At 71.3% G+C, this 17704-nt stretch carries 22 protein-coding genes; 6 read left to right on the forward strand and 16 right to left on the reverse strand.

Going from position 1 to position 17704, the window contains the following annotated elements; translation table 11 throughout:
* Positions 1-145 precede the first annotated feature (145 nt).
* The 12 genes from TR46_RS38205 to TR46_RS23050 form a co-directional block, all read right to left on the reverse strand.
* Positions 146-1633, reverse strand: a complete 1488-nt coding sequence (locus TR46_RS38205) for a 3'-5' exonuclease (protein WP_052433027.1) — start codon at positions 1631-1633, stop codon at positions 146-148.
* Positions 1630-2151 carry a hypothetical protein gene (locus TR46_RS22995; protein ID WP_042404433.1) on the reverse strand — a complete coding sequence of 174 codons (522 nt, stop codon included), beginning with the start codon at positions 2149-2151 and terminating at the stop codon, positions 1630-1632. The genes TR46_RS38205 and TR46_RS22995 overlap by 4 nt, the downstream gene beginning before the upstream one ends.
* A gap of 185 nt (positions 2152-2336) precedes the next feature.
* Complete coding sequence (locus TR46_RS23000) at positions 2337-3284, reverse strand: hypothetical protein (RefSeq protein ID WP_084718855.1); 948 nt, start codon at positions 3282-3284, stop codon at positions 2337-2339.
* Between the two features lie 324 nt (positions 3285-3608).
* Positions 3609-4742, reverse strand: coding sequence for a site-specific integrase (locus TR46_RS23005; RefSeq protein WP_042404438.1), 1134 nt, complete (start codon positions 4740-4742; stop codon positions 3609-3611).
* The gene (locus TR46_RS39780; RefSeq protein ID WP_052433028.1) at positions 4739-5803 is read right to left on the reverse strand and encodes a hypothetical protein; all 1065 of its coding nucleotides are present in this window, start codon (positions 5801-5803) and stop codon (positions 4739-4741) included. Before TR46_RS39780 ends, TR46_RS23005 begins: the two co-directional genes overlap by 4 nt.
* The gene (locus tag TR46_RS23020; protein WP_042404440.1) at positions 5800-6192 is read right to left on the reverse strand and encodes a hypothetical protein; all 393 of its coding nucleotides are present in this window, start codon (positions 6190-6192) and stop codon (positions 5800-5802) included. The genes TR46_RS39780 and TR46_RS23020 overlap by 4 nt, the downstream gene beginning before the upstream one ends.
* Positions 6189-6833 carry a hypothetical protein gene (locus TR46_RS23025; protein WP_052433029.1) on the reverse strand — a complete coding sequence of 215 codons (645 nt, stop codon included), beginning with the start codon at positions 6831-6833 and terminating at the stop codon, positions 6189-6191. The genes TR46_RS23020 and TR46_RS23025 overlap by 4 nt, the downstream gene beginning before the upstream one ends.
* On the reverse strand, positions 6830-8044 hold the full coding sequence (locus TR46_RS38215) for a hypothetical protein (RefSeq protein ID WP_052433030.1): 1215 nt from the start codon (positions 8042-8044) through the stop codon (positions 6830-6832). The genes TR46_RS23025 and TR46_RS38215 overlap by 4 nt, the downstream gene beginning before the upstream one ends.
* Positions 8035-8259, reverse strand: coding sequence for a hypothetical protein (locus TR46_RS23035; protein WP_042404442.1), 225 nt, complete (start codon positions 8257-8259; stop codon positions 8035-8037). Before TR46_RS23035 ends, TR46_RS38215 begins: the two co-directional genes overlap by 10 nt.
* On the reverse strand, positions 8256-8870 hold the full coding sequence (locus TR46_RS23040) for a hypothetical protein (RefSeq protein ID WP_042404443.1): 615 nt from the start codon (positions 8868-8870) through the stop codon (positions 8256-8258). Before TR46_RS23040 ends, TR46_RS23035 begins: the two co-directional genes overlap by 4 nt.
* Positions 8867-9598 (reverse strand): DUF6303 family protein, encoded by a 732-nt coding sequence (locus TR46_RS23045; RefSeq protein WP_042404445.1) that lies wholly within the window; start codon positions 9596-9598, stop codon positions 8867-8869. The genes TR46_RS23040 and TR46_RS23045 overlap by 4 nt, the downstream gene beginning before the upstream one ends.
* 27 nt (positions 9599-9625) lie before the next feature.
* Positions 9626-9946 carry a hypothetical protein gene (locus TR46_RS23050; RefSeq protein WP_042404447.1) on the reverse strand — a complete coding sequence of 107 codons (321 nt, stop codon included), beginning with the start codon at positions 9944-9946 and terminating at the stop codon, positions 9626-9628.
* Positions 9947-10168: 222 nt separating this feature from the next.
* Here TR46_RS23050 and TR46_RS23055 point away from each other — a divergent pair, with 222 nt between their 5' ends.
* The 6 genes from TR46_RS23055 (at position 10169) to TR46_RS23080 (ending at position 13785) form a co-directional block, all read left to right on the forward strand.
* Positions 10169-10711: a hypothetical protein gene (locus tag TR46_RS23055; RefSeq protein ID WP_236655450.1), complete on the forward strand. Its 543-nt coding sequence runs from the start codon at positions 10169-10171 to the stop codon at positions 10709-10711.
* Positions 10711-11346 carry a hypothetical protein gene (locus TR46_RS23060; protein ID WP_042404448.1) on the forward strand — a complete coding sequence of 212 codons (636 nt, stop codon included), beginning with the start codon at positions 10711-10713 and terminating at the stop codon, positions 11344-11346. Before TR46_RS23055 ends, TR46_RS23060 begins: the two co-directional genes overlap by 1 nt.
* Positions 11347-11594: 248 nt before the next feature.
* Positions 11595-11903 carry a hypothetical protein gene (locus TR46_RS23065; protein ID WP_042404449.1) on the forward strand — a complete coding sequence of 103 codons (309 nt, stop codon included), beginning with the start codon at positions 11595-11597 and terminating at the stop codon, positions 11901-11903.
* Positions 11904-12066: 163 nt separating this feature from the next.
* On the forward strand, positions 12067-12675 hold the full coding sequence (locus TR46_RS43690) for a DUF4326 domain-containing protein (protein ID WP_063770662.1): 609 nt from the start codon (positions 12067-12069) through the stop codon (positions 12673-12675).
* Positions 12676-12854: 179 nt separating this feature from the next.
* On the forward strand, positions 12855-13310 hold the full coding sequence (locus TR46_RS38220; RefSeq protein ID WP_052433031.1) for a hypothetical protein: 456 nt from the start codon (positions 12855-12857) through the stop codon (positions 13308-13310).
* Between the two features lie 166 nt (positions 13311-13476).
* Entirely contained in the window at positions 13477-13785 is a 309-nt protein-coding gene (locus TR46_RS23080; protein WP_042404452.1) for a hypothetical protein, read from the forward strand.
* A gap of 33 nt (positions 13786-13818) precedes the next feature.
* Here TR46_RS23080 and TR46_RS23085 read toward each other — a convergent pair whose 3' ends face one another.
* The 4 genes from TR46_RS23085 to TR46_RS23100 all read right to left on the reverse strand — a co-directional run bounded on the left by TR46_RS23085 (position 13819) and on the right by TR46_RS23100 (position 17695).
* Positions 13819-14568 (reverse strand): hypothetical protein, encoded by a 750-nt coding sequence (locus tag TR46_RS23085; RefSeq protein ID WP_042404454.1) that lies wholly within the window; start codon positions 14566-14568, stop codon positions 13819-13821.
* A gap of 392 nt (positions 14569-14960) precedes the next feature.
* Positions 14961-15794, reverse strand: coding sequence for a hypothetical protein (locus TR46_RS38225; RefSeq protein ID WP_052433032.1), 834 nt, complete (start codon positions 15792-15794; stop codon positions 14961-14963).
* 79 nt (positions 15795-15873) lie between these two features.
* Positions 15874-17049, reverse strand: coding sequence for a hypothetical protein (locus TR46_RS23095; protein WP_152626623.1), 1176 nt, complete (start codon positions 17047-17049; stop codon positions 15874-15876).
* A gap of 76 nt (positions 17050-17125) precedes the next feature.
* Positions 17126-17695, reverse strand: a complete 570-nt coding sequence (locus TR46_RS23100) for a peptide deformylase (RefSeq protein ID WP_042404457.1) — start codon at positions 17693-17695, stop codon at positions 17126-17128.
* Between the last annotated feature and the right edge of the window lie 9 nt (positions 17696-17704).

The following is a 17704-nucleotide window of genomic DNA, read 5'->3' on the forward strand; positions in this document are numbered from 1 at the left end:
AGCGTCTGCGCTGCCGTGCCCAGCGAGGCGAACGCCCCTCCGAGCTGGAAGCTCACCTCGGGGATCAGTCCGTCCAACTCGGCATCCGCGTGGTGCACCCGCTGCTTCTCAGCAGTCAGGCTACCGGCCGTCTCCCCATAGGGCGTCAGCCGCCGACTGCTGCCGTGGCCTCGGCGCACTCGGGCACGGAGCCGCCCGCGGTCGGCCGGGGAGTGAACTCGGTGCCGCGGCCCTTCGCCATCTCCTGGAGCACCTGGCGGGCACTGTGGCAGTCCCCGAGCGCGCGGTGCCGGCCACCGAGAGCAACCCAGCGACTGGAGCCGAGCCAGGTGGCGTAGGCGTTCATGAGGCAGAACCAGTTCTCGTCCGGTGCCAGGTGCAGCGGCTTCTTCCCGGCGCGCCGGGTGTCCCCAAGGACGATTCCCTGGTCGAAGGAGCTGTTGTAGGCGCAGATGATCCGGTCCTTCGTGTACTTGCGGACCCGGGGCAGCACGGCCTGCCACGGCTTCGCGTCGGCCACGTCGGCGTCGCTGATCCCATGGACCCAGAACGCGCCCTGGCTGATCCTCTCGGTGGGCTTCACCAGCGTGTCCAGGCGCTTCTTCCCGGTGGCCGCGTCAATGATCGCGATCTCGATCGTCTGTCCGGAGAGCGAAGTCGTTTCTGTGTCCAGGATTACGGACACGTCCGGCTCCAGCAGTTGCCGCGCCCGCCGGGTGATCCGTCCCCACGCCGGGGACAGCACGATCTCGTTCGCGTAGCTGGCGACGGCGGGGTCCTGCGCGAGCTCCTCGCCGACCTGCTTCTTGGTCGGGCCGCCGTCGACCCGTTCCCAATCGACCTCCCAGCCACCGGTGTAGGGGGAGTTCCACGCCCACACCGTCACCTGGTGCCGGTCGGCCAGTTCCTGGCACCAGGCCTTGACGACGGCGGCGCGGCTCGGGGCGACCCGGGCGTACTCGCGTAGCGGGGACACCTTGCCCTTGGGGCACCCGCGCACCTGCTCCCAGTCCACCCCGGGCAGGTCCCGCAGGGCCTGGACGTCACCGAGGCGGAACAGGGCGACGGAAACGGTGCGGTAGCGGCCCACCGGCTGCTCGTAGGAGTCCGCCGGAGTTGCCCAACCGGCCGCTTCCACGTATTTCCAGTCGGCAGGCCTGATCTCCAGCACGTCCGCAGCAGCCTGCGCGGTGATGTACTGCTCGCCCTCGGCTTCGGCAGCCAAGCGGTCCACGTCCTCGGTCAGGTAGCGGTCCTGTGCACCGAAGGTGATCCGGCCCTCGCTGCCCATCCGGGCGATGTCTCGCCAATGCCAGCCGATCCGAGCTGCTGCCTCGTCGCGCGTCAGGCTCGCCGCCAACCAGGCCCGGCGCTCCGCGACGATGCCCTCCAGCAGCACGGCGTCGATGGCCAGGGCGTCGGCGGTGGAGTACATCGGCCAGCCCTTGTACTCGTCCACTGCCACCAGGTGCCCGTCGGTGACCAGCCGCTGGACGTCGTCACTGCTCACCGGAAGCTCGCGGCGCTCGGCCAGCAGCGCCGCGATCCGCCGGGCGCCCAGGGCCTCGGGCAAGGGCGGTTCCTGCGGGGTGGTCACCTCGGTGGTCTGCGTCTCGATCATGGTGTCCGTCATGCCTGTACCTCCGTCGTTTCGGTCGTCTCGGGAAGGGCCCGGCCCCGGCCTGCCGGCCAGACGAGCTTGAGGAAGTCGTAGTGCCCCCCGTAGCTGCTGATGTCGACACGGGCGTCCGTTGCCTCGTACGCCCCGTTGCCGGGCTGCTCGATCCGCACCGAGGCGGTGGGCCACGGGACATCGTGCTGGCCGGGGTCGATGTGGCCGTTGAACTCCTCGTAGGCACTGCCGCCGCTGTACGCCAGCGCGGGGCGGTGGAGCTCGGCGCCGTACACCGTGATCGTCGGGCCTGCGGTGAAGGCCACCGTGGCGGGCAACCGCTCCGGTGCGGGGGCGGGGAGCTTGCCCAGGTCGCGGAGCCACTGCTCGGCGGTCGCGCGGGGGAATCGGGGGCTCTGGTCGGTGCCGCCGGTGGCGTCGAGTCCGCCGTGGAGGCGACGCCAGTTGACGACGGCCGCGCGGGTGACTGCGGCCATGTCGGCGATCTGCGCGAGGTTCACCTCGTCCTGGTGAGTCAAGGGATCGTCCTTGTCTGCTCGTCAAAGAGTCATGGGGCTGGGCACCGTGGGTGCTGGGGGCCTTCGCCGGCCCCCAGACCCCCGCTGCCCCGGCACCGACCGGCGCGGGCAGCGCCGCCGTGGTTCAGGTGCGTTCGCGCCGGACGGCACCGGGGTCGTGTCCTTGGCTGAACGTCAGCGGTGGTTCAGGTGAAGGAGACCCGGGCGACGACGGCCAGCAGCTCGCCGGAGTCCGATGCCCAGGACAGTGCGCTCTCGTCCGCGGCGTCCTTGAGCGGGCCCGCCACCAGGATGTGCTGGGAGCGGTCGAGCAGGTCCCACCAGTGCTCGGGCAGCGCGATGGTCTCGCTCGCGTCCCACAGGTGCGGCTCGACGTCCCAGCCCTCGGCGTCGACCTGGACCAGGCATTGCAGCGACCGGGTGGCGATGTCGGTCCGTACGCACCAGGTGGTGTCCAGCTTCGGCATCTGGCGCCCGTTCCAGTCCTGCCAGTCGGTGCGGCGGCGCAGGTCCTCGAACCCGGCCCCGGCCGTCTCGCACTCCAAGCTCAGCATGGGGAACGCGCGCCCGTCCGGCAGCACCGTGCGGCCCAGCAGCACGGCGTACCGCGCCACGCCGTCGGGGTCCTTCGGCAGGGCCAGGTCGATGACCTGGAACAGGTCCGGCCCGGCCTCCCCGGCGGCCCAGTGGTCGAGCGCGTCTTCCAGGAGGTCGGCCGCCTGCTCCTCGGTCATCGCCTCGACCGCAGCCAGCGCCGCCCGGCTCCCGCCGCTGTCCTTCTCGGCCCGGGCCAGAGGAGCCCAGTCCCGTGTCGCGGCGGAGGCGATCCACCCCGCCGGAAGCGTGCCGTAGATGGCGCCGGCCAGAGCGGCGAGTGTCGGACGGTGCTGCCGCAGCACCGGCGTCATCGACTTCTGGCACGGCTGGCAGCCGGAACGGGCTGCGGCAACGAGCCGGGCGGCAAGGTCGAGGTCGAGCGGCTGCCCGCCGCCGTGGGGAAGCAGGGACAGATGGCTCATATCCGGCAGGGGGGTGTGTTCGTGGGCGGTCCTGGTGACCGCCGCGGCGTGTCCGGTTCCGGTACGCCGGGCGCGCTGCTTGGCGCGCTGCTTCTTTCCGTGTCCACTGACCACAGCAGTTCTCCTTGGGAGCGTGCAGCGGTTACCCATGACCCGATCCACGCGAGCGAGAACGATGCTGGCGAGCAGTCGGAGTTGTTCGCCGTCGGACGGCGAGACGTGCGCTTCGCACTGATGCGCTGGGACCGGAGTCCTGGCACCTTCGCCTCAGTGCTCCCAGTCATGGGCTGAGGCTCGGCTTGGGCCCGTGCGCGGGCCGTGCTTCACACGGTAGCGAGGGGCACTGACAACGGTCCCCGGAACGCGCCAACGATCACCCGAAATGGTGGTGGCCGCCGGGGAAGTCCCCGGCGGCCACCACCCAGTTGAACGCTTCGATCACAAGCCGATGCCCTCGGTCGCGTTGTCCTCCCACTTCTCGCCCTCGTCCACGTACTCCCAGAACACCGGGCTGTTCTTCGACCAACCGCCCTGGGCCCGCAGCTTCTCCGGCCGCTTGCCCTTCCTACGCCCGGTGGTGACCAGACCGCGGCGCCCGGAGTGCCCGGTGATCCGGCGCCCAGTCATGCCCGCGTACCGCGCGGAGCGCGTCATCGCCCGGCCGCAGCCGTCCGGCGACAGCCGCTCGGTGCCCAGCACGCCCCACTGGCTGACGGGCAGGAACGCGGGCCCGCCCGGAGCCGCGCCGGCGGCGAGCTTGGCCTCCTGCCACGCGATCCAGCAGCGCACCGCGCAGGTGTCGGCGTTCTCCCCGTAGGCCACGACGACGTCGCGGGCCGGGCGACCCTTCACAGAGGGGACGTGAACCTCCAAGCCCTCGGCCACGAGATGGACGCCGGTGTCGTCCATCTCGCTCATCTCCTCATTGCGGCCCGCGACGGCGAACCGCATGGTGTGCAGCGACCGGTCCCGAAGCCGGGCCAGCTCCGGCACAACGTGCACCTGGCGCCGCCGGGCATCGGGCTGCACAGCGCGCTCACGCGGGGCGGTGTTCATCTGCCGCAGATCGGCGGGGGTGATCGCGGCGGCCTTCCCACGGCCTCGGGCCTGGCGCGCCTTGTCCAGCTTGAGCGGCTTGAGAGCCTGGGTGGCAGCCGCCCGGGCGGCCTTGGGTACCTCGTAGCCCTTCCTACGAGCCTCGGAGGCCACCCCGGTGATCCGACGCTCGATGCTGGTCGGCGCGGCCAGCATCACCTCGTCCAACCACGTCACGAATCCCACGTAGGTGCCGACCGTGACGCTGCTCAGCGGCAGCTCGACACCGGTCTGCTCGGCGAGCCAGCGGTGGAACTCTGCCCACAGCGCCCAGTCCCGGGCGTACCCCTTCTTGGTCTTGTCTGGCCGGTTGTCGTACAGGATCTCGGCGGCCTTCGTGTCCAGCGCGGCGAGGACCGCGGCCACCGGGTCGTGTACGACGACCGCGCCGGCGCCGGGGGCGTCGTCGTCCACCAGTTCGGCGTCGACCACCTCCACCGACTCCAGTGCGGTCCCGTGCTCCTCGGCGGTCGTCATTGGGCAGCCTTGACCTTGTCGGCGAGCTTGCTGACCCGGGCAGCGGCCTGGGTGATCCGCTCCGTCTCCACCTGCAACGCCTGGTGCGCGTCCGAGCCCGTTTCCACGTACCCAGCCGCGACCTCGCCCACCAGGTACGTCAAGTCCATCAGGGACTGGGCGACGTCCTTCAGTCCCGGCCGCAGCTCGCCCCTTTCCAGGAAGTAGGCGGCGCGGGCGTGTTCACCGTCCGGGGGCAGGTCGCTGCGGGTAGCGACGGCGGCCCGCTCCTCCTCGCCGACGCGAGGCACGTACACCTGGGTGAGCATCAGCCCGTGCTCCTTCCTCGCCGCCTCGGTGCCTGCTTCGGAGACGACACCGACCAGACTCGGGTGCACGGTGAGGGCGTCGTGATCCGACTCGCCGGGCAGCGCCCGGTGGTGGTCGTCCAGCCACAGCGACATCTCGTCGGGCAGCTGCTCCAGCAGGGCCCGCAGCTGGCCCACCGTGCCGGCCATCGGCACGGCGGCCACTGCCGCCCGCAGCCGATCGGCATCGGTCATGCCTACGGCCTCCTCCTCGGGGCCGTACGCGGCGTCCTGGGGGGCGAGCGCGAGCTGGGCGGCGAGCTGGGCGGATCGGCCCGGCTGGTACCAGCGGTCGGTGGACGCGGGCAGGTCCTCGGTGTCGCCCGCGAACAGGGCCGGGAGCAGGGCTCGCAGCGCCCCGGGGCTGGCCAGCCGGTCCACTGGCAGCGGCTCGTGCCAGTCCGCCAGGTCCTCGTACTCCGCACCGAGCGGGCCGTACTGCCAGCCCTCGGACGATGTCCAGTACAAGGTCAGTCCGTGCGGCCACGCCTTCGCGTCGACCACCGGCTCCAGTACCACGTCCAGCTCCCGCAGGTCCGGATCGCGCTGGACCCGGCGGGGCTGGGTGCGACGGAAGTAGTAGGTGGCAACCAGGGTGCCGTCGATGTAGCGCTCGGCCAGGTACTCGTCCGGGGCGTACGGGCCCGAGGGCCCACCCGGGTCCAGGCTGTCGGCGATGAGGTCAGCGTAGGCCTGGTGCGGCAGCTCGGTCATCGCTTCCCCTGGAACACGTCGGGGACGGTGTAGCCGTGCTGCTCCAGCCACGCGTGCGCGGCCTTCTCCTCGACCCCGCGCTGCTTGAAGGCGGCGTCCCCGGCCGCGGACATGTCCTTGAAGGCGATGTCGGCGATGCGGCTCTGTGCCCACGAGCACAGCTGCCATTCCGGCTGGAGGCTGAGGATCACCATCGTCCCGGCGGGGGGTGCCGGGAGCGTGCCGTGCTCGGCGAACGCGTCCCGCTCACCCTGGCGCAGGTCAACCTTGGCCTCGGCGGCGGCGGCGAGCGCGGCCCGGGCCGACTCCACCTCCGTCTGCGCCTCGGTGATCCGGTCCTCGAAGTATTGGGTGACGACGGCCGTGCCGTCGATCTGGCTAGTGCTCACTGGCCCTGCTCCTCCTTGGTCTCGGTCGCGGTGGTCTTGTCGACCTCCGCCTTCACCCACTTCGCCGCGGCGGCGACGGTCTTGAACGGCGCATCACCGCTGACCTTCGCGAACACCGGATACGGGTACGGGCGGGTGGTCGCGGACGGCTGCCAGGTCGGCAGGGCGCCCGCGCTCCAGGTCGTGGCGCCGCGCGCGCCCCGGCCCTCGCCGATGGAGCCGACGATGTCCTTCTCGGCCAATCGCTCGACCCGCTCCAGGGAGCACAGGTAGCCGCCGGGCCCCGCGTCGTGCCAGTCGAGCAGCGGCGGCCCCGGGTAGAGCCACAGCCCGCCCACCTTCTTGGGGACCTGCCCGTAGCCGGTGCTCGCCGTGGTGGTCGTCCGGGAGGTGCGCTCCTCCCCGCTGATCAGGTGCACCGTGCCACAGGACCGGCACAGCACCCGTACGGTGACCGTGTCGAAGCGGTCGCTGTGACCGCAGTCTTCGTTGGGGCACGCGTGCTCGGGTCCGCCCCGGCGGTCGCGCCACCGGTCGGCCTCGCTCTGCTGGTCGACCTCCCACACCGGCCGGGCGCAGTCCGCCCGGTGTCCGAAGGACCGCCATCCCAGGTGGGCGCTCAAGGCGTCGGAAACGGTCACGAGGAACCCTCCGCAGCGATCCATCCCAGCGCCCGCACCAGCACGGTGGCCTCGCTCTGCACGGCCTGGTCGTCACCGGTGCGCACAGCCTCCAGCAGGGAAGACAGGCCCGGGGTGGGCTCGCGGTAGACCAGGACCAGGGCGTCGTCGTCCTGCGGCAGATTCTCGGGCAGGGTCCGCAGCGGCCAGTCCGTTGCCGCGGCCTTGGAGCGCCGCACCTCGCCGGCGGCGACGGCGCGAGGCTGGTGGCCGATGGAGTGCACGAAGGCGTTCCCCGGGTTCTGGTCCTGCTCGCAGTCGGTGGAGCACGGCGGCGGCGGGCCCGCCTTGTAGCGGCGGGCCACCTCGCGGCACCGCAGCGCGAGCATCCCCGCGCCCTCACCGCGGGTCTCGCCGGCGGCGACGGTGCGGGCCAGTCGCACGGTCTCGCTCACCAGGGTCTCCGGGGTCAGGTGGGCCCGTCCCTCGGCTGCCTCCGCGACGACCGTCCCCGAGATCAGCATGTTCGGGATCACGGGGCCCCACCGGGTGCTGTCCGCGGCGGGCTCGATCGGGTACGGCACCCGGTTCTGCCGGATCAGCCGGTCAAGCTCACGGCGCACCCCTTCCGGGCTCTGGTCCTCGAAGAGGCCCGCCGCCCGGAACAGGTCGGCGGCCTCGTCCACCATCAGCACGACCCGGTCCGTGGCGCCGCCGGTGCGCTCCTGCTGGGCGGCCAGCAAGGCGGCGAGCATGTCCTTGGCGCCCTGGACCGCCTTGCCGGGCGAGGTGCGCTCCAACTCGCCGCGCAGGCAAAGGAGTTCCACGCTCTGCCCCGGAAGCTTGGTGGCGGCCCACGCCCGGGCGGCCTCGGCCTCGACGTCCTCCTCGGCGTCGCGGCGGTAGCGCTCGGCGACGGCGGCGCAGACCTCGGAGTCGCACAGCACCCGCGCCACCGCCTCGGCACCGCCGTGGTGCTCGATGACCTCGACGCCGGCGTCGGCCAGCTCGGCGGCGACGCACTCGGAGACCAGACGCAGGCCCTTGCGGGCGTTGGCTTCCAGCGCCGCCAGGTGGTCGGCAGTCAGCTGCCCGGAGTACATGGCCGCGAGGTGGTCGGCGGTCAGCGGCCCGGAGATCATGTCGGTGCTCCAGCGCACCCGGTGGACGTGGACGGTGTAGAAGCGGCCCGGTTCTCCCGGGTCCAGCACGAGCGGGACGCTCAGCGGCATGAGGTGGAGCCCTTCGGGGTCGGGGTGGCGCCGGTCGCCGGACGGGCGAGCCGGGTCAGGTGGTCGAAGTCGGCGGCGGTGAGCGGGCCGCCGTCCGGGCGGGTGTAGGACAGGACGACGCGCGGGCCGGTCCGGACCGGGAACAGGGCAAGTTGCCTCGGGCTCACCGGAGTTGCCGCGCGCCGGGCGCGGTCGTCCTCGGTCGCGGCCGTCACCGGGCCTGCTCCGGGCCGGAGGGGACGACGGAGAGCTGCGGCGGCTGGTCCCCGACGGGAGCCCGCATGGCGGAGAGCAGGACCTTCGTCATCTCGTACTCGCTCGGCCAGCTGTGGTACTCGCTCGTCTTGGTGCCGGCCGCGAGCAGCTCCTTGATGAGCGGCTCGTCCTCGGTCACGCTCGGCCGCTCCGGGTAGGAGGTCACCTGCCACAGCTGCTCGACGTAGCTGAGCAGCGCGTAATACTCGTGGCTCTCGGACGGCACGTTGACGCTGAGGCGCGGGAGTTCCAGTCCCATGGCCCGGCGCCTGGCCACTTCGGCGGCGACGGCCGGGGCGAGGGTGCCCTCGCGGCGCGACGCGATGGCCCGCGCCGCCCACGCCCGCTCGGAGTAGGACCGCGAGCAGGCGATCTTGCGGTCGCGCATCTCGGTGTAGTGGTACCCGGCCAGCGCGGTGTCCAGGTGGGCGCGCATCTCCTCGACCAGCGGGCCGTCCGTCCAGTGCAGGTTCCACCGCGGCCCGTTCTCCCAGTTCAGCTCCAGCTCGGTCCCCCCGGTGACCTCGGTCAGGTGCCGCGCGAGCTGCCAGGCCTGCCTGCTGCGGCTCACCGCGAGGTCTCCGTGTCGGTGGCCGTGCTGGACGGGAAGGCGTCGGCGTGGCGGCGGATCAGGTCCCGGGCCGCGTCACCGTGCTCCGGGTCCTCGGCGAATGCGGCCAGCTGGTCGAAGTAGGCGGCCGGGCCGTGCTGGTCGGCCCGCAGCGGGAGGACCCGGGTGACGCCGATGAAGTAGGCGGCCTCGTCGGCGGTCTCCTGCGCCTCGATCCAGGCCCAGCCGACGTGCTCGGCGTCGGGGTCGGCCGGGCGGTACCCGAGCGCCTCCAGCGCCGCGTTCCGCTCGGTCACGGTCGGCACGGTGGTGCCGCGGTCGCTGAACGAGGTGGTGGGCCAGCCGCTGCCGGGCAAGCCGGGCAGGCGCACGTCCAATCGCCATCCGCCCTGCTTGGGCCGGAGTTCGGCCTCGAAGGTCTCCGGTTCGGCGTCCTTGCGGTGGGCGGCCAGGCCCTCCCCGTCCGGGCCCACGGTCCCCTCCATCAGGCTGCGGAGGTGCCCGGCCTCCCAGGAACCGGAGCGGTTGCGCAGCACCTCCTCGACCCCGCCCTCGGCGGCGGCGACGGTGCACAGGGCGTGCGCGAGGAACTCGGCGACGTCGACCCCGTCGTCCAGGGCCTCGGCGATGGCGGCGGCGGCCCGTCGGCTGTTCTGGTCGTCCACGGTGGTGGGTGTCCTCTCGTTGAACAGGTGGTGGTCGGGAACGGTGGCGCCGGGGGCGGACACCGCTGGGTGTCCGCCCCCGGGGCTGGGTCAGAAGTGCGGGCAGTGCACGTGGTGTCCCTGTGCCTGGAAGCAGTGCTGGCACGGGCCGTCGTTCAGGAACGTCAGGGTGGCGATCTCCGCCGGGCCGCGCAGCAGCGCGCCGTTGACGGTGCGTCCGGCCGGGGTGATGAGCGGGGCGTCGGTGTCGATGTGGACCACGTCCGGGGTGGAGGGGACGAGGACGGTGAGCGTGCCGTCGGCGTCCCGCGCGAAGTGCCCGCCGCGACCGTGGACGATCGAGACGGTGCCGGTGAAGGTCTGGTCCTGGATCGTGCCGGAGACCCGGTCACCCTGCTGAACGATTCGCACGTGTATTCGTTTCCTCTCCTCGGGACCGACGGGGCGTCATGTCCGGTTTATCGCCTCGGATATGGCACATTATCCGAGCCAAGACGTACGGCGCCACCGGATCACCCGAATGAGTGCAGATTTCTGATTCATTTCTCCCTGGTCTATACGGGGAGGGACTCCGAGGGGCACACTGTCGGTGGAGACCCGGAAGAAGCGGGTAAGAATCTGACGGAAGGCACCATGAAGATCACCATCGAAGGCGCGTCAGCGGACTTCGCCCGAGAGCTGGTTGCGCTCGCCGCCCAGCAGCACGCAACCCTGACCATCACCACGGTGGAGAGCGGCTGGACCGCCGACCGGGCCGAGCGCTACCTGCGCTCGCTGACCGGCTCCGCGCGCCGGTTCGCCGAGATGGTCATCGTGGAGGGCGACGGCTACCTCGACGCCGACCAGCTGCGTGCCGTACTCGGCAAGTTGAACGGGCCGACCGTCGCCCTGTCCCGGGCCGTCCCGCGCGGGGTGAAGGCGGGCTGGTGGCCCGAGGGCACCCCCGCGCCGATCACCCCGGTGTCCGACCCGGACAACCCGAGCTGGCACCAGAACATCGCGTACCGGATGGACACGGAGAACGTGCCCGTCTTCCGGTCCGCCATCGCCCGGCTGGCCACCGCCCGAAGCACCACCGCCCACGGCGCGGCCGTCGCCACCGAGATCCTCTCCGAGCACGGCGTCACGCCCATGAACGCCCTCACCGGCGACTCGGACCGGGCCAAGGGCCAGTAATGGGACGGGAGTTCAACGCGCTCGCCGTGGTCCGCGACCGGATCGGCGCGCAGACGATCTCACGCCGCCTGGCCGCGGTGCGGTCACGCTCGCAGAAGCTCGGCTTCGGCCGGGCCTTCCAGGCCTCCCCCCGGTCCGTCGGCTTCCGGGTCGCCCAGGAGGGCCCGTTCAAGGTCCAGGTGCGGTGGCGTGCCGGCGCCGACGACGACCCCGCGGCGACCGAGGACGCCTACGCCGCGCTAGCGCAGCAGCTGGTCGCCGACGGCTACGACACCGAGCGCCACCCGGGGCCCGGCCCGAACACGGGCACCCTGGTGGTCACCCGCAAGCGCGAGCCCACCGCGGCCGAATGGGCTGCCCTGGAGACGGTGGCGCCGCACCCACTGGATTGCACTCGCGACGGCGCCGCCGCCGGAGTCCCCGCCGAGACCGCGCAGTCGCTGGTGTGGTCCGGCCTGCTGGAGGTGGTGAAGTACCCGCTGGTACGCCACCACGTCTACGACCCCCACCAGGGCACCCTGCTCGCACTGAGCACCGACGGCCGCCAGCTGCTGGAGCGGCGCATCGAGCACCAGGGATGGGAGCGGGAACGTGCGGCCCGCGACGTCGCCGGGAGGAACCCCGCATCGCTGTAGCTGGTCGCACCCGGTGGACCACGACGGTTCAGCCGCACGACGGGACGCGGGCCCCGGCTCCCCTTCGGCGAAGGGGACCGCCGGAACCCGCGGTTTATCTGGCCAGATAGAACATTTGATTGGGTGAGCCCGCGGCGGCCCTGCGGAACTGAGCAGCGAAGCGGTCGAGAGCGGCGGCTTCACCGAAGTGGTCAACCTGTTGACCACGTATCACCTGATCAACTCGACCCTCGGAAATGGAGCGCACTGTGAACCGCGAGCCACCCGCCCACCTGACCCCGGCCGAGTGCGCCGACTGGCTCCAGGCCGAGCGTGAGCACCTGGACGACCTGGACGACGTCGCGCGCCGCGAATCGCTGATCGAGAACGGGTACGCCCCCGACGAGGAAGATGACCTCGTCGGAACCGAGCCGGTCCAGCCTGCTTGCGACGGGTGCGGGATGACGGAACTGACCTTCGTCCACGCGGCCGCCGCCGGCTGGCGCCGAGTAATGGAACGCCTCCTGTGCCGCAGCTGCGCGGGCGGCTTCCCCGCCTGGATGCACCGCTCATTCTGACCGCCTCCCTGGAAAGGAACGGACATGACCCGTCCGACGGAACCGGCCAAGCCGGTCTGGAAGTGCATCGTCTGCGGCCGTGACCGCCCGGTCTCCCGGGTACGCATCAACGCCCCCTGCCCGCCCGTACCAGCCTCCTGAACTGCGAGAAAGGACTACGCCCATGCGTACCACCACCCGTATTCAGCGCCAGCGCACCCAGGGCTGGCGCAAGCCCGACCAGTGCGTGATCGTGGACCGGACCAGCAACTTCGGCAACCCGTTCACCGTCGCGCAGCTCCTCGACATCGGCTACGCGGAACCGGAGGCCCGGCAGACCGCCGTCGCCGAGTTCCGCCCCTGGCTGCGCGGCAGCCGCAGCAACTCGCAGTCAACCGAGGGCGACCAGCGCCGGGAGAAGATCCTGGCCCGGCTGCCGGAACTGCGCGGCATGGACCTGGCCTGCACCTGCCCTCCGGGCGAGACGTGCCACGCCGACGTGCTGCTGGAGTGGGCCGCGCTGCCGGTCCTCGCCCTGGAGGTGCGGATCGCCTCAACCCGAGCCCGAGTCGACCGCCAGCGCGCCTTTCGGGGCGAGAGGCCCCTGTACGACGAGGTGGCGCTGGCCGCCGTCCTCACCCGCGACGTGGGGCCCGGCTACCCCCTGGTCGACGTCGACCTCGGCAACGGCATCCCCCAGCGCTGGGACGGCGGGACCTGGAACCAGCACCTCCGCAGCCAGCGGATGCACCAGGGAGCGGTGACCGCCCGGCTGGTCGAGGTCTTCGCGTGAGCCATGCGGACGAACGCCCCCGCCTGGAGAAGGCGGAGAAGCACGCGGAGCTCGTCCACCGCATCTACCGCGACCGGCGGGCCGCCCCGCCGGCGCGGGAGCTGGCCATCTGAGCCGCATCACCCAACCCCTGGACAGGCTCGACCCGGACCAAACAAAAGGAAGAAGGAGATCCAAATATGGGCACCTACCTGGAAGAACTTGCAGCAGCCAAACGCGCGTGCCGGGCGTGGGGCTGCATCTGCGGCGCCGACAACCCGCCCTCGTACGACGCCTGCCACGAGTGCCAGCGCCCTTCGTGGACCTGCGCCGCCTGCGGCACCGTCAACAGCAGCGGCCGCAGCGAGTGCTACGAGTGCAGCAACACCATGCCCGCCGAACTGCTCGGAGACCGCCCCGAGGGCTTCGAGATGACCTACGAGGAGTGGATCACCACCCAGATCGGCCCCCGCGTCGTCGGCGGCCGGTACTGCAGCGGCTACGGCGGGACCCCGTACGAGGTCCTCGCCATCGAGCGCGGCCCTCGACCTCTCGGAATCTGGCCCGTCTGGGACATCACCGTCCGCTACGACCACGACGGATGCCAGACCACGCACTGCACCAGCTGGGACGCCAGCCGCGACGCCCTGCTGTAGCCGCTTGCACCTAGTGGACCACGACGGTTCGCCGCACGACGAAGCGCGCCCCGGCTCCCCTTCCGCGAAGGGACAGCCGGGGCGCGGTTTATCTGGCCAGATAGACCACTTCTCTAAGCGGACCCACCGGTGGCAGCCCTTCCGGGCCCGTCCTAGGGTCGGGCGTATGGACGTCGGCCGTACTCTTCCGCCCGCTGGGGCCCAGCTCGCTGTCGACTACGCGGAGCTGGTGAAGCTGGTGCACGCGACCGCCCTCGACGTCGAAACAGGCCGGTGGGCGCACCTGGAGGACGTGGCGGCCCGGCTTTCGCTCGCGGCTGACGAGTTGGCAGCAGCGGCATCGGCGATGACGCGGGAACCTGTCGCGGTCCCGCCCGGCGACGTCCTGGGCGAGGCGGGCCGCTACCTGGGGACTCACCGGGAGGTCCTGGACGTGCTGCACCAGCTGGTGAAGTGGGAAGCCACTGGGGACTGAGGCGGCTGACGAACAGGTGCCGCCGGCTGCTGGCTATCCCGCCGGGAGGACTGCGGGGCCGCGGACCGCCCTTAGCACCAGGGGGCGGGACAGAGTGCCCTCCGCACGCCTGGCCAGCTCGTTCGCTGTCGTTCCCGCCGAGCTTTCCCTCCGCAGGTGCACCCGCAGCTGCTCGTGCGCGGCGTCCAGGGCCTCCTGGGCGGCACGGACGGCGCCCAGTGCCGCGTCCAGGTCGTCCACCCCGGTGACGGCGGTCAACTCGTTGACCGGTTGCGGTGGGGCCGGTGCCGCGCCCTGGGGGTGGTCAAGGTGTTGACCGGTCGGTATCGGTTCGGGGCCGCGACCAGGCAGTTCCCTGCTCTTGTTGAGAATCGCGTACCGCGAGGGTCGACAGTGGCAGTCGATCTCCTCGCGCTGCCCGCGCTCGATCTCCAGCTTGCAGAGCAGCCGTTCCAGGCGGGTGGCGAAGTACTCGGTGTTGTGGTCGGTGCACTCCCAGAGAGCGGCTGACGGCCACTTGCCCTTCTCCCAGATCGCGGTGGCGGCGCGGAACAGGGGGAAGCCGTGGGTCCGCGGATACTCCCCGGGCCAGTGGTCGCAGGTGGCGCAGACCATCATCCGGATGCTGCGGGGCCCCTGGACGTCGCCGTCCACGACGACCGCCAGCACGCCGGCGTCCGGGTCGGAGGTGTCCACCAGGACGCACGCCTCGACCTCGCCGGAGGTGTAGATCCTCACCAGCGTGCCCTTGCAGTCCGGGCACCGAGCCACCTTGTCCGCCACGGCCCAAGGATCGCACTCCCCTGCTCGATGCGCCCAGAACTGCCGGAAGCTACTCCCCCACCTCCACCGGCCACTTCATGAAGACTTCGCCAGCTCGTGTGCCCTGCTCATCGGTGCGGGAACATGTCGCGGATCTCCTGGCGGCGCTTGCGCTCGGCGGCGTTGTCGGCGGAGACCTTCCGGACGGCTCGCACGATCTTGGCGTACTCCTCATCGTCCACGAGGGGTTCCTCCGGTGCGTCCGGCCCCAAGGCGCTCACCGCGGTGATGATGGGCTTCGAATCGGCCGGAACCTCTTCGCGCGGGGGCGGTGGTCGACGCTTCACGCAGCACAGCGTAGCGGTCCGGTTACCGCCACGGTGGCGTGTCAGCCCCCGCGGGCGAAGGGGCGGTCAGCCGGACGCCTCCAGCGTGAAGTTCTCCGCGCACTCGCCGCACATGATGCTGCGGCGCTCCAGGGTCCGGGGCGAGACCCGGATGACGGCGGGCGGTTCGCATTGGCATACGGCCTTGGCGTAGTTGCGGTCCTCCTTCTCCTTCTTCCCGGTGGGCGCCTCGTCGTCCCCGCCGGCGTCCGCACCGACCTCAGCGTCGTCGGCCGCCCCGCCCTTGCTGCCGCCCCCACGGGTGCGGGTGACGAGGTACTCGGGCCTGCGGGTGGCGTGCATCGCCTTGTCCAGCGCGGCGATGTGGTCGGCGTACGTCTTCGCGGCCTCGTCGCCCAGCTCCGTTCCGGCGGAGCCGTACTTCTTCTTCCACTGCTCGTCGACGTCGGACCGCTGGACGAGCCCCAGCTCCTCGGCGGTCTTGCGGAAGACCTTGTTGTGGTACTGGCTGAGGGAGCAGTCCTTGGTGCCGCGGGCCTCGTTCGCCGCGTGGGTGGCCTCGTGCAGCAGGTACCCGAAGACCTTCACGGCTCCGTCGGCGAGCGATTCGGCGGTGACGAAGACCTCGTGGTGCAGGACTTCACCCTCGCGCAGGCGCCAGCGGCGGGGTGCGAAGTGCGCCAGCTCGACCGCGCTCGCGCGGCCACCCGTAGCCATGCTGACGACCGCCTCGGGGACGTCGGGGTGCCGGGCGCGGATCGCGTTCCAGGCTTCGACCAGGGCGGAGGTGACTCCGGCGGCAATCTCGGCGATCGTCACCGCGGCGGGCAGGTCAGGAACGACCTCCAGCAGCGGAACGGGAGCGGGCTCAGGGATAAGGGTGACGGCTTCGGTGGGCATGGCTTCACTCTAGACGCAACTCACCTCTTAAGAGGTGAGTTTGTGCGGTGAGTTGAGGCCATGTCACCTCAACGGGCACTCACGGGTAGTGGACTTCGGGGCTGAGGGTGCGGCCGTCGGGTTCGTGCTGGAGGGTGGCGGCTCCGGTGGCGGAGACCTCGATGTAGGCGGGTCGTTCGCGGCGGCGGGGCAGGAAGCGGTCGAGGAGTCCGGGGGTGGGCATGTCGGCGGGGATCAGGCCCGCGATGCTGAGGACTTCGGTCTGCTCCTGGGAGAGGAGTTCAGTCCAGTCGGTGGCGTAGTAGGCGGCGCACCAGATCTGCAATTCACCCTGCTCGATGACCACGCTGTAGGGGCTCTGGAGCTGGCCGGGGGTGAATGATCCGAGGGGTTCGCGCCGGGCGGCGGCGGTGTCACGGCTGAGGTAGACGCGGGCGACTCGTTCGCCTGCGGCCCACGGGTATCGGTCCGGCTGGTCCAGGACCTCGGTGATCCATGCCCGTAGGCCCATGATGTCCTCGCGGAGCTGGCGGCCGTCGGGGCCGTAGTTGCGCCAGGGTCCGGGGCGGAGGCGGGCGGTGAGCACGCCGTGGGTGTACTCCATCGTGCCGCAGTGGTGGATGGACTCGGCTTCGGCGCGCACTACCCCGCGTCCGATGCCGAGTTCGACGTAGCGGTAGGCGTGGACGGCGGCGGCATCGGCCTTGGTCCAGCCCAGTTTCATGAGGAGCTCGCGGCTGGCGCTGGGTCCGGTGCCGCCGTAGCCAGCGTTGCAGTTGTCCACGCCGATGGTCTCGCCGGTGCTGCCGTGCAGCAGCATGGTGGGCGGGTTGATCTGGGTGCCGTCGGCGAACGCGGCGGGGTGCAGTCCGGACTCCAGAAGGATGTCCAGCGGGCTGATCGCGACGCGTGCCCCGGCGAGGTCGCCGAGCGCGCCCGCCTCGACGTACTGCTGGGCCCGCCATGCGGACATGACCGGAATCGGCCCGGGTCGGCCCGGTGCCGGCGCGGGGGCTGCCGCGGCACGGTCGACCATCGCCCTGACCGACGGGTGGGTGACGCCCAGCCGCCGAGCGATTTCGCGCCTGCTGGTCAGGGGCCGTCCGTCGGTTGCGGCGTGGGCATACTGGTCGACGTCCGCCACCGACCGATCCCGTTCCAGTTCCGCGGCCGACAGTTCGTGTTGGAGTGCCTTCACCCGCTGGTCGGCGGTGTGCATCCGGGTCTCAGCCCGGTGGTAATCGGATGCGTCCATAGTGGAAAGCATGAGTGGAAACTGACCTTTCCACAAGGGGTCAGCTGGGTTTCCAGCTGTACGGGTTGTGCTGCTTCTACTGCTCGTAGGCCCATGCGCGGCCGTTCTGGCGGTACTCGTCCACGGGCAGGGGCTCGACTCCGGGGCGCATGCGGGTCAGGTACAGCTGTCCTTCGAGGTGGTCGATCTCGTGGTGGATCAGGCGGGCCAGGCCGCGCTGGTAGGTGGTGGTGTGGGTGCTGCCGTTCAGGGCGGTGGTCTCGACGGTGATGGCCAGGGGGCGGGGGACCAGTCCGCGGACGTCGAAGAACGACAGGCAGCCTTCGTACTGCTCGTCGCCCTCGGCGGAGCTGTCGGTGATGCGGGGGTTCAGCAGCACGATCGCCGGGGCTCCGGCGGTGGGCGGCTGGACGATGGCGGCGGCGCGCGCGATGCCGATCTGGGGGGCGGCGATGCCCATGCCCTTGGCGAAGGTGTGGGCGCGGGCGATGTCCTCGATAGCGGCGAACAGGCGGTCAATGGACTGTTCAGCGGCGGCGGCCTCGGCCGGAAGGTCGAAGGTGCGCGCCGGGGTGGTGAGGATCGGGGCGCCGTGCTGGACGATCCCCAGGTCACGCATGCGCTGGCTGGGCTGGGCCTGGGTCACCTGTGCTCC

It is taken from the genome of Streptacidiphilus carbonis (assembly GCF_000787775.1).
Lineage (GTDB): Bacteria > Actinomycetota > Actinomycetes > Streptomycetales > Streptomycetaceae > Streptacidiphilus > Streptacidiphilus carbonis.

Bases quoted from the DNA above. Each gene is read 5' to 3' on its own strand.
- TR46_RS38205 (WP_052433027.1), bottom strand. From the start codon at position 1,633: ATGACGGACACCATGATCGAGACGCAGACCACCGAGGTGACCACCCCG.
- TR46_RS23005 (WP_042404438.1), bottom strand. From the start codon at position 4,742: ATGACGACCGCCGAGGAGCACGGGACCGCACTGGAGTCGGTGGAGGTG.
- TR46_RS39780 (WP_052433028.1), bottom strand. From the start codon at position 5,803: ATGACCGAGCTGCCGCACCAGGCCTACGCTGACCTCATCGCCGACAGC.
- TR46_RS38215 (WP_052433030.1), bottom strand. From the start codon at position 8,044: ATGCCGCTGAGCGTCCCGCTCGTGCTGGACCCGGGAGAACCGGGCCGC.
- TR46_RS23055 (WP_236655450.1), top strand. From the start codon at position 10,169: ATGAAGATCACCATCGAAGGCGCGTCAGCGGACTTCGCCCGAGAGCTG.
- TR46_RS23060 (WP_042404448.1), top strand. From the start codon at position 10,711: ATGGGACGGGAGTTCAACGCGCTCGCCGTGGTCCGCGACCGGATCGGC.
- TR46_RS43690 (WP_063770662.1), top strand. From the start codon at position 12,067: ATGCGTACCACCACCCGTATTCAGCGCCAGCGCACCCAGGGCTGGCGC.
- TR46_RS38220 (WP_052433031.1), top strand. From the start codon at position 12,855: ATGGGCACCTACCTGGAAGAACTTGCAGCAGCCAAACGCGCGTGCCGG.
- TR46_RS23080 (WP_042404452.1), top strand. From the start codon at position 13,477: ATGGACGTCGGCCGTACTCTTCCGCCCGCTGGGGCCCAGCTCGCTGTC.
- TR46_RS38225 (WP_052433032.1), bottom strand. From the start codon at position 15,794: ATGCCCACCGAAGCCGTCACCCTTATCCCTGAGCCCGCTCCCGTTCCG.
- TR46_RS23095 (WP_152626623.1), bottom strand. From the start codon at position 17,049: ATGGACGCATCCGATTACCACCGGGCTGAGACCCGGATGCACACCGCC.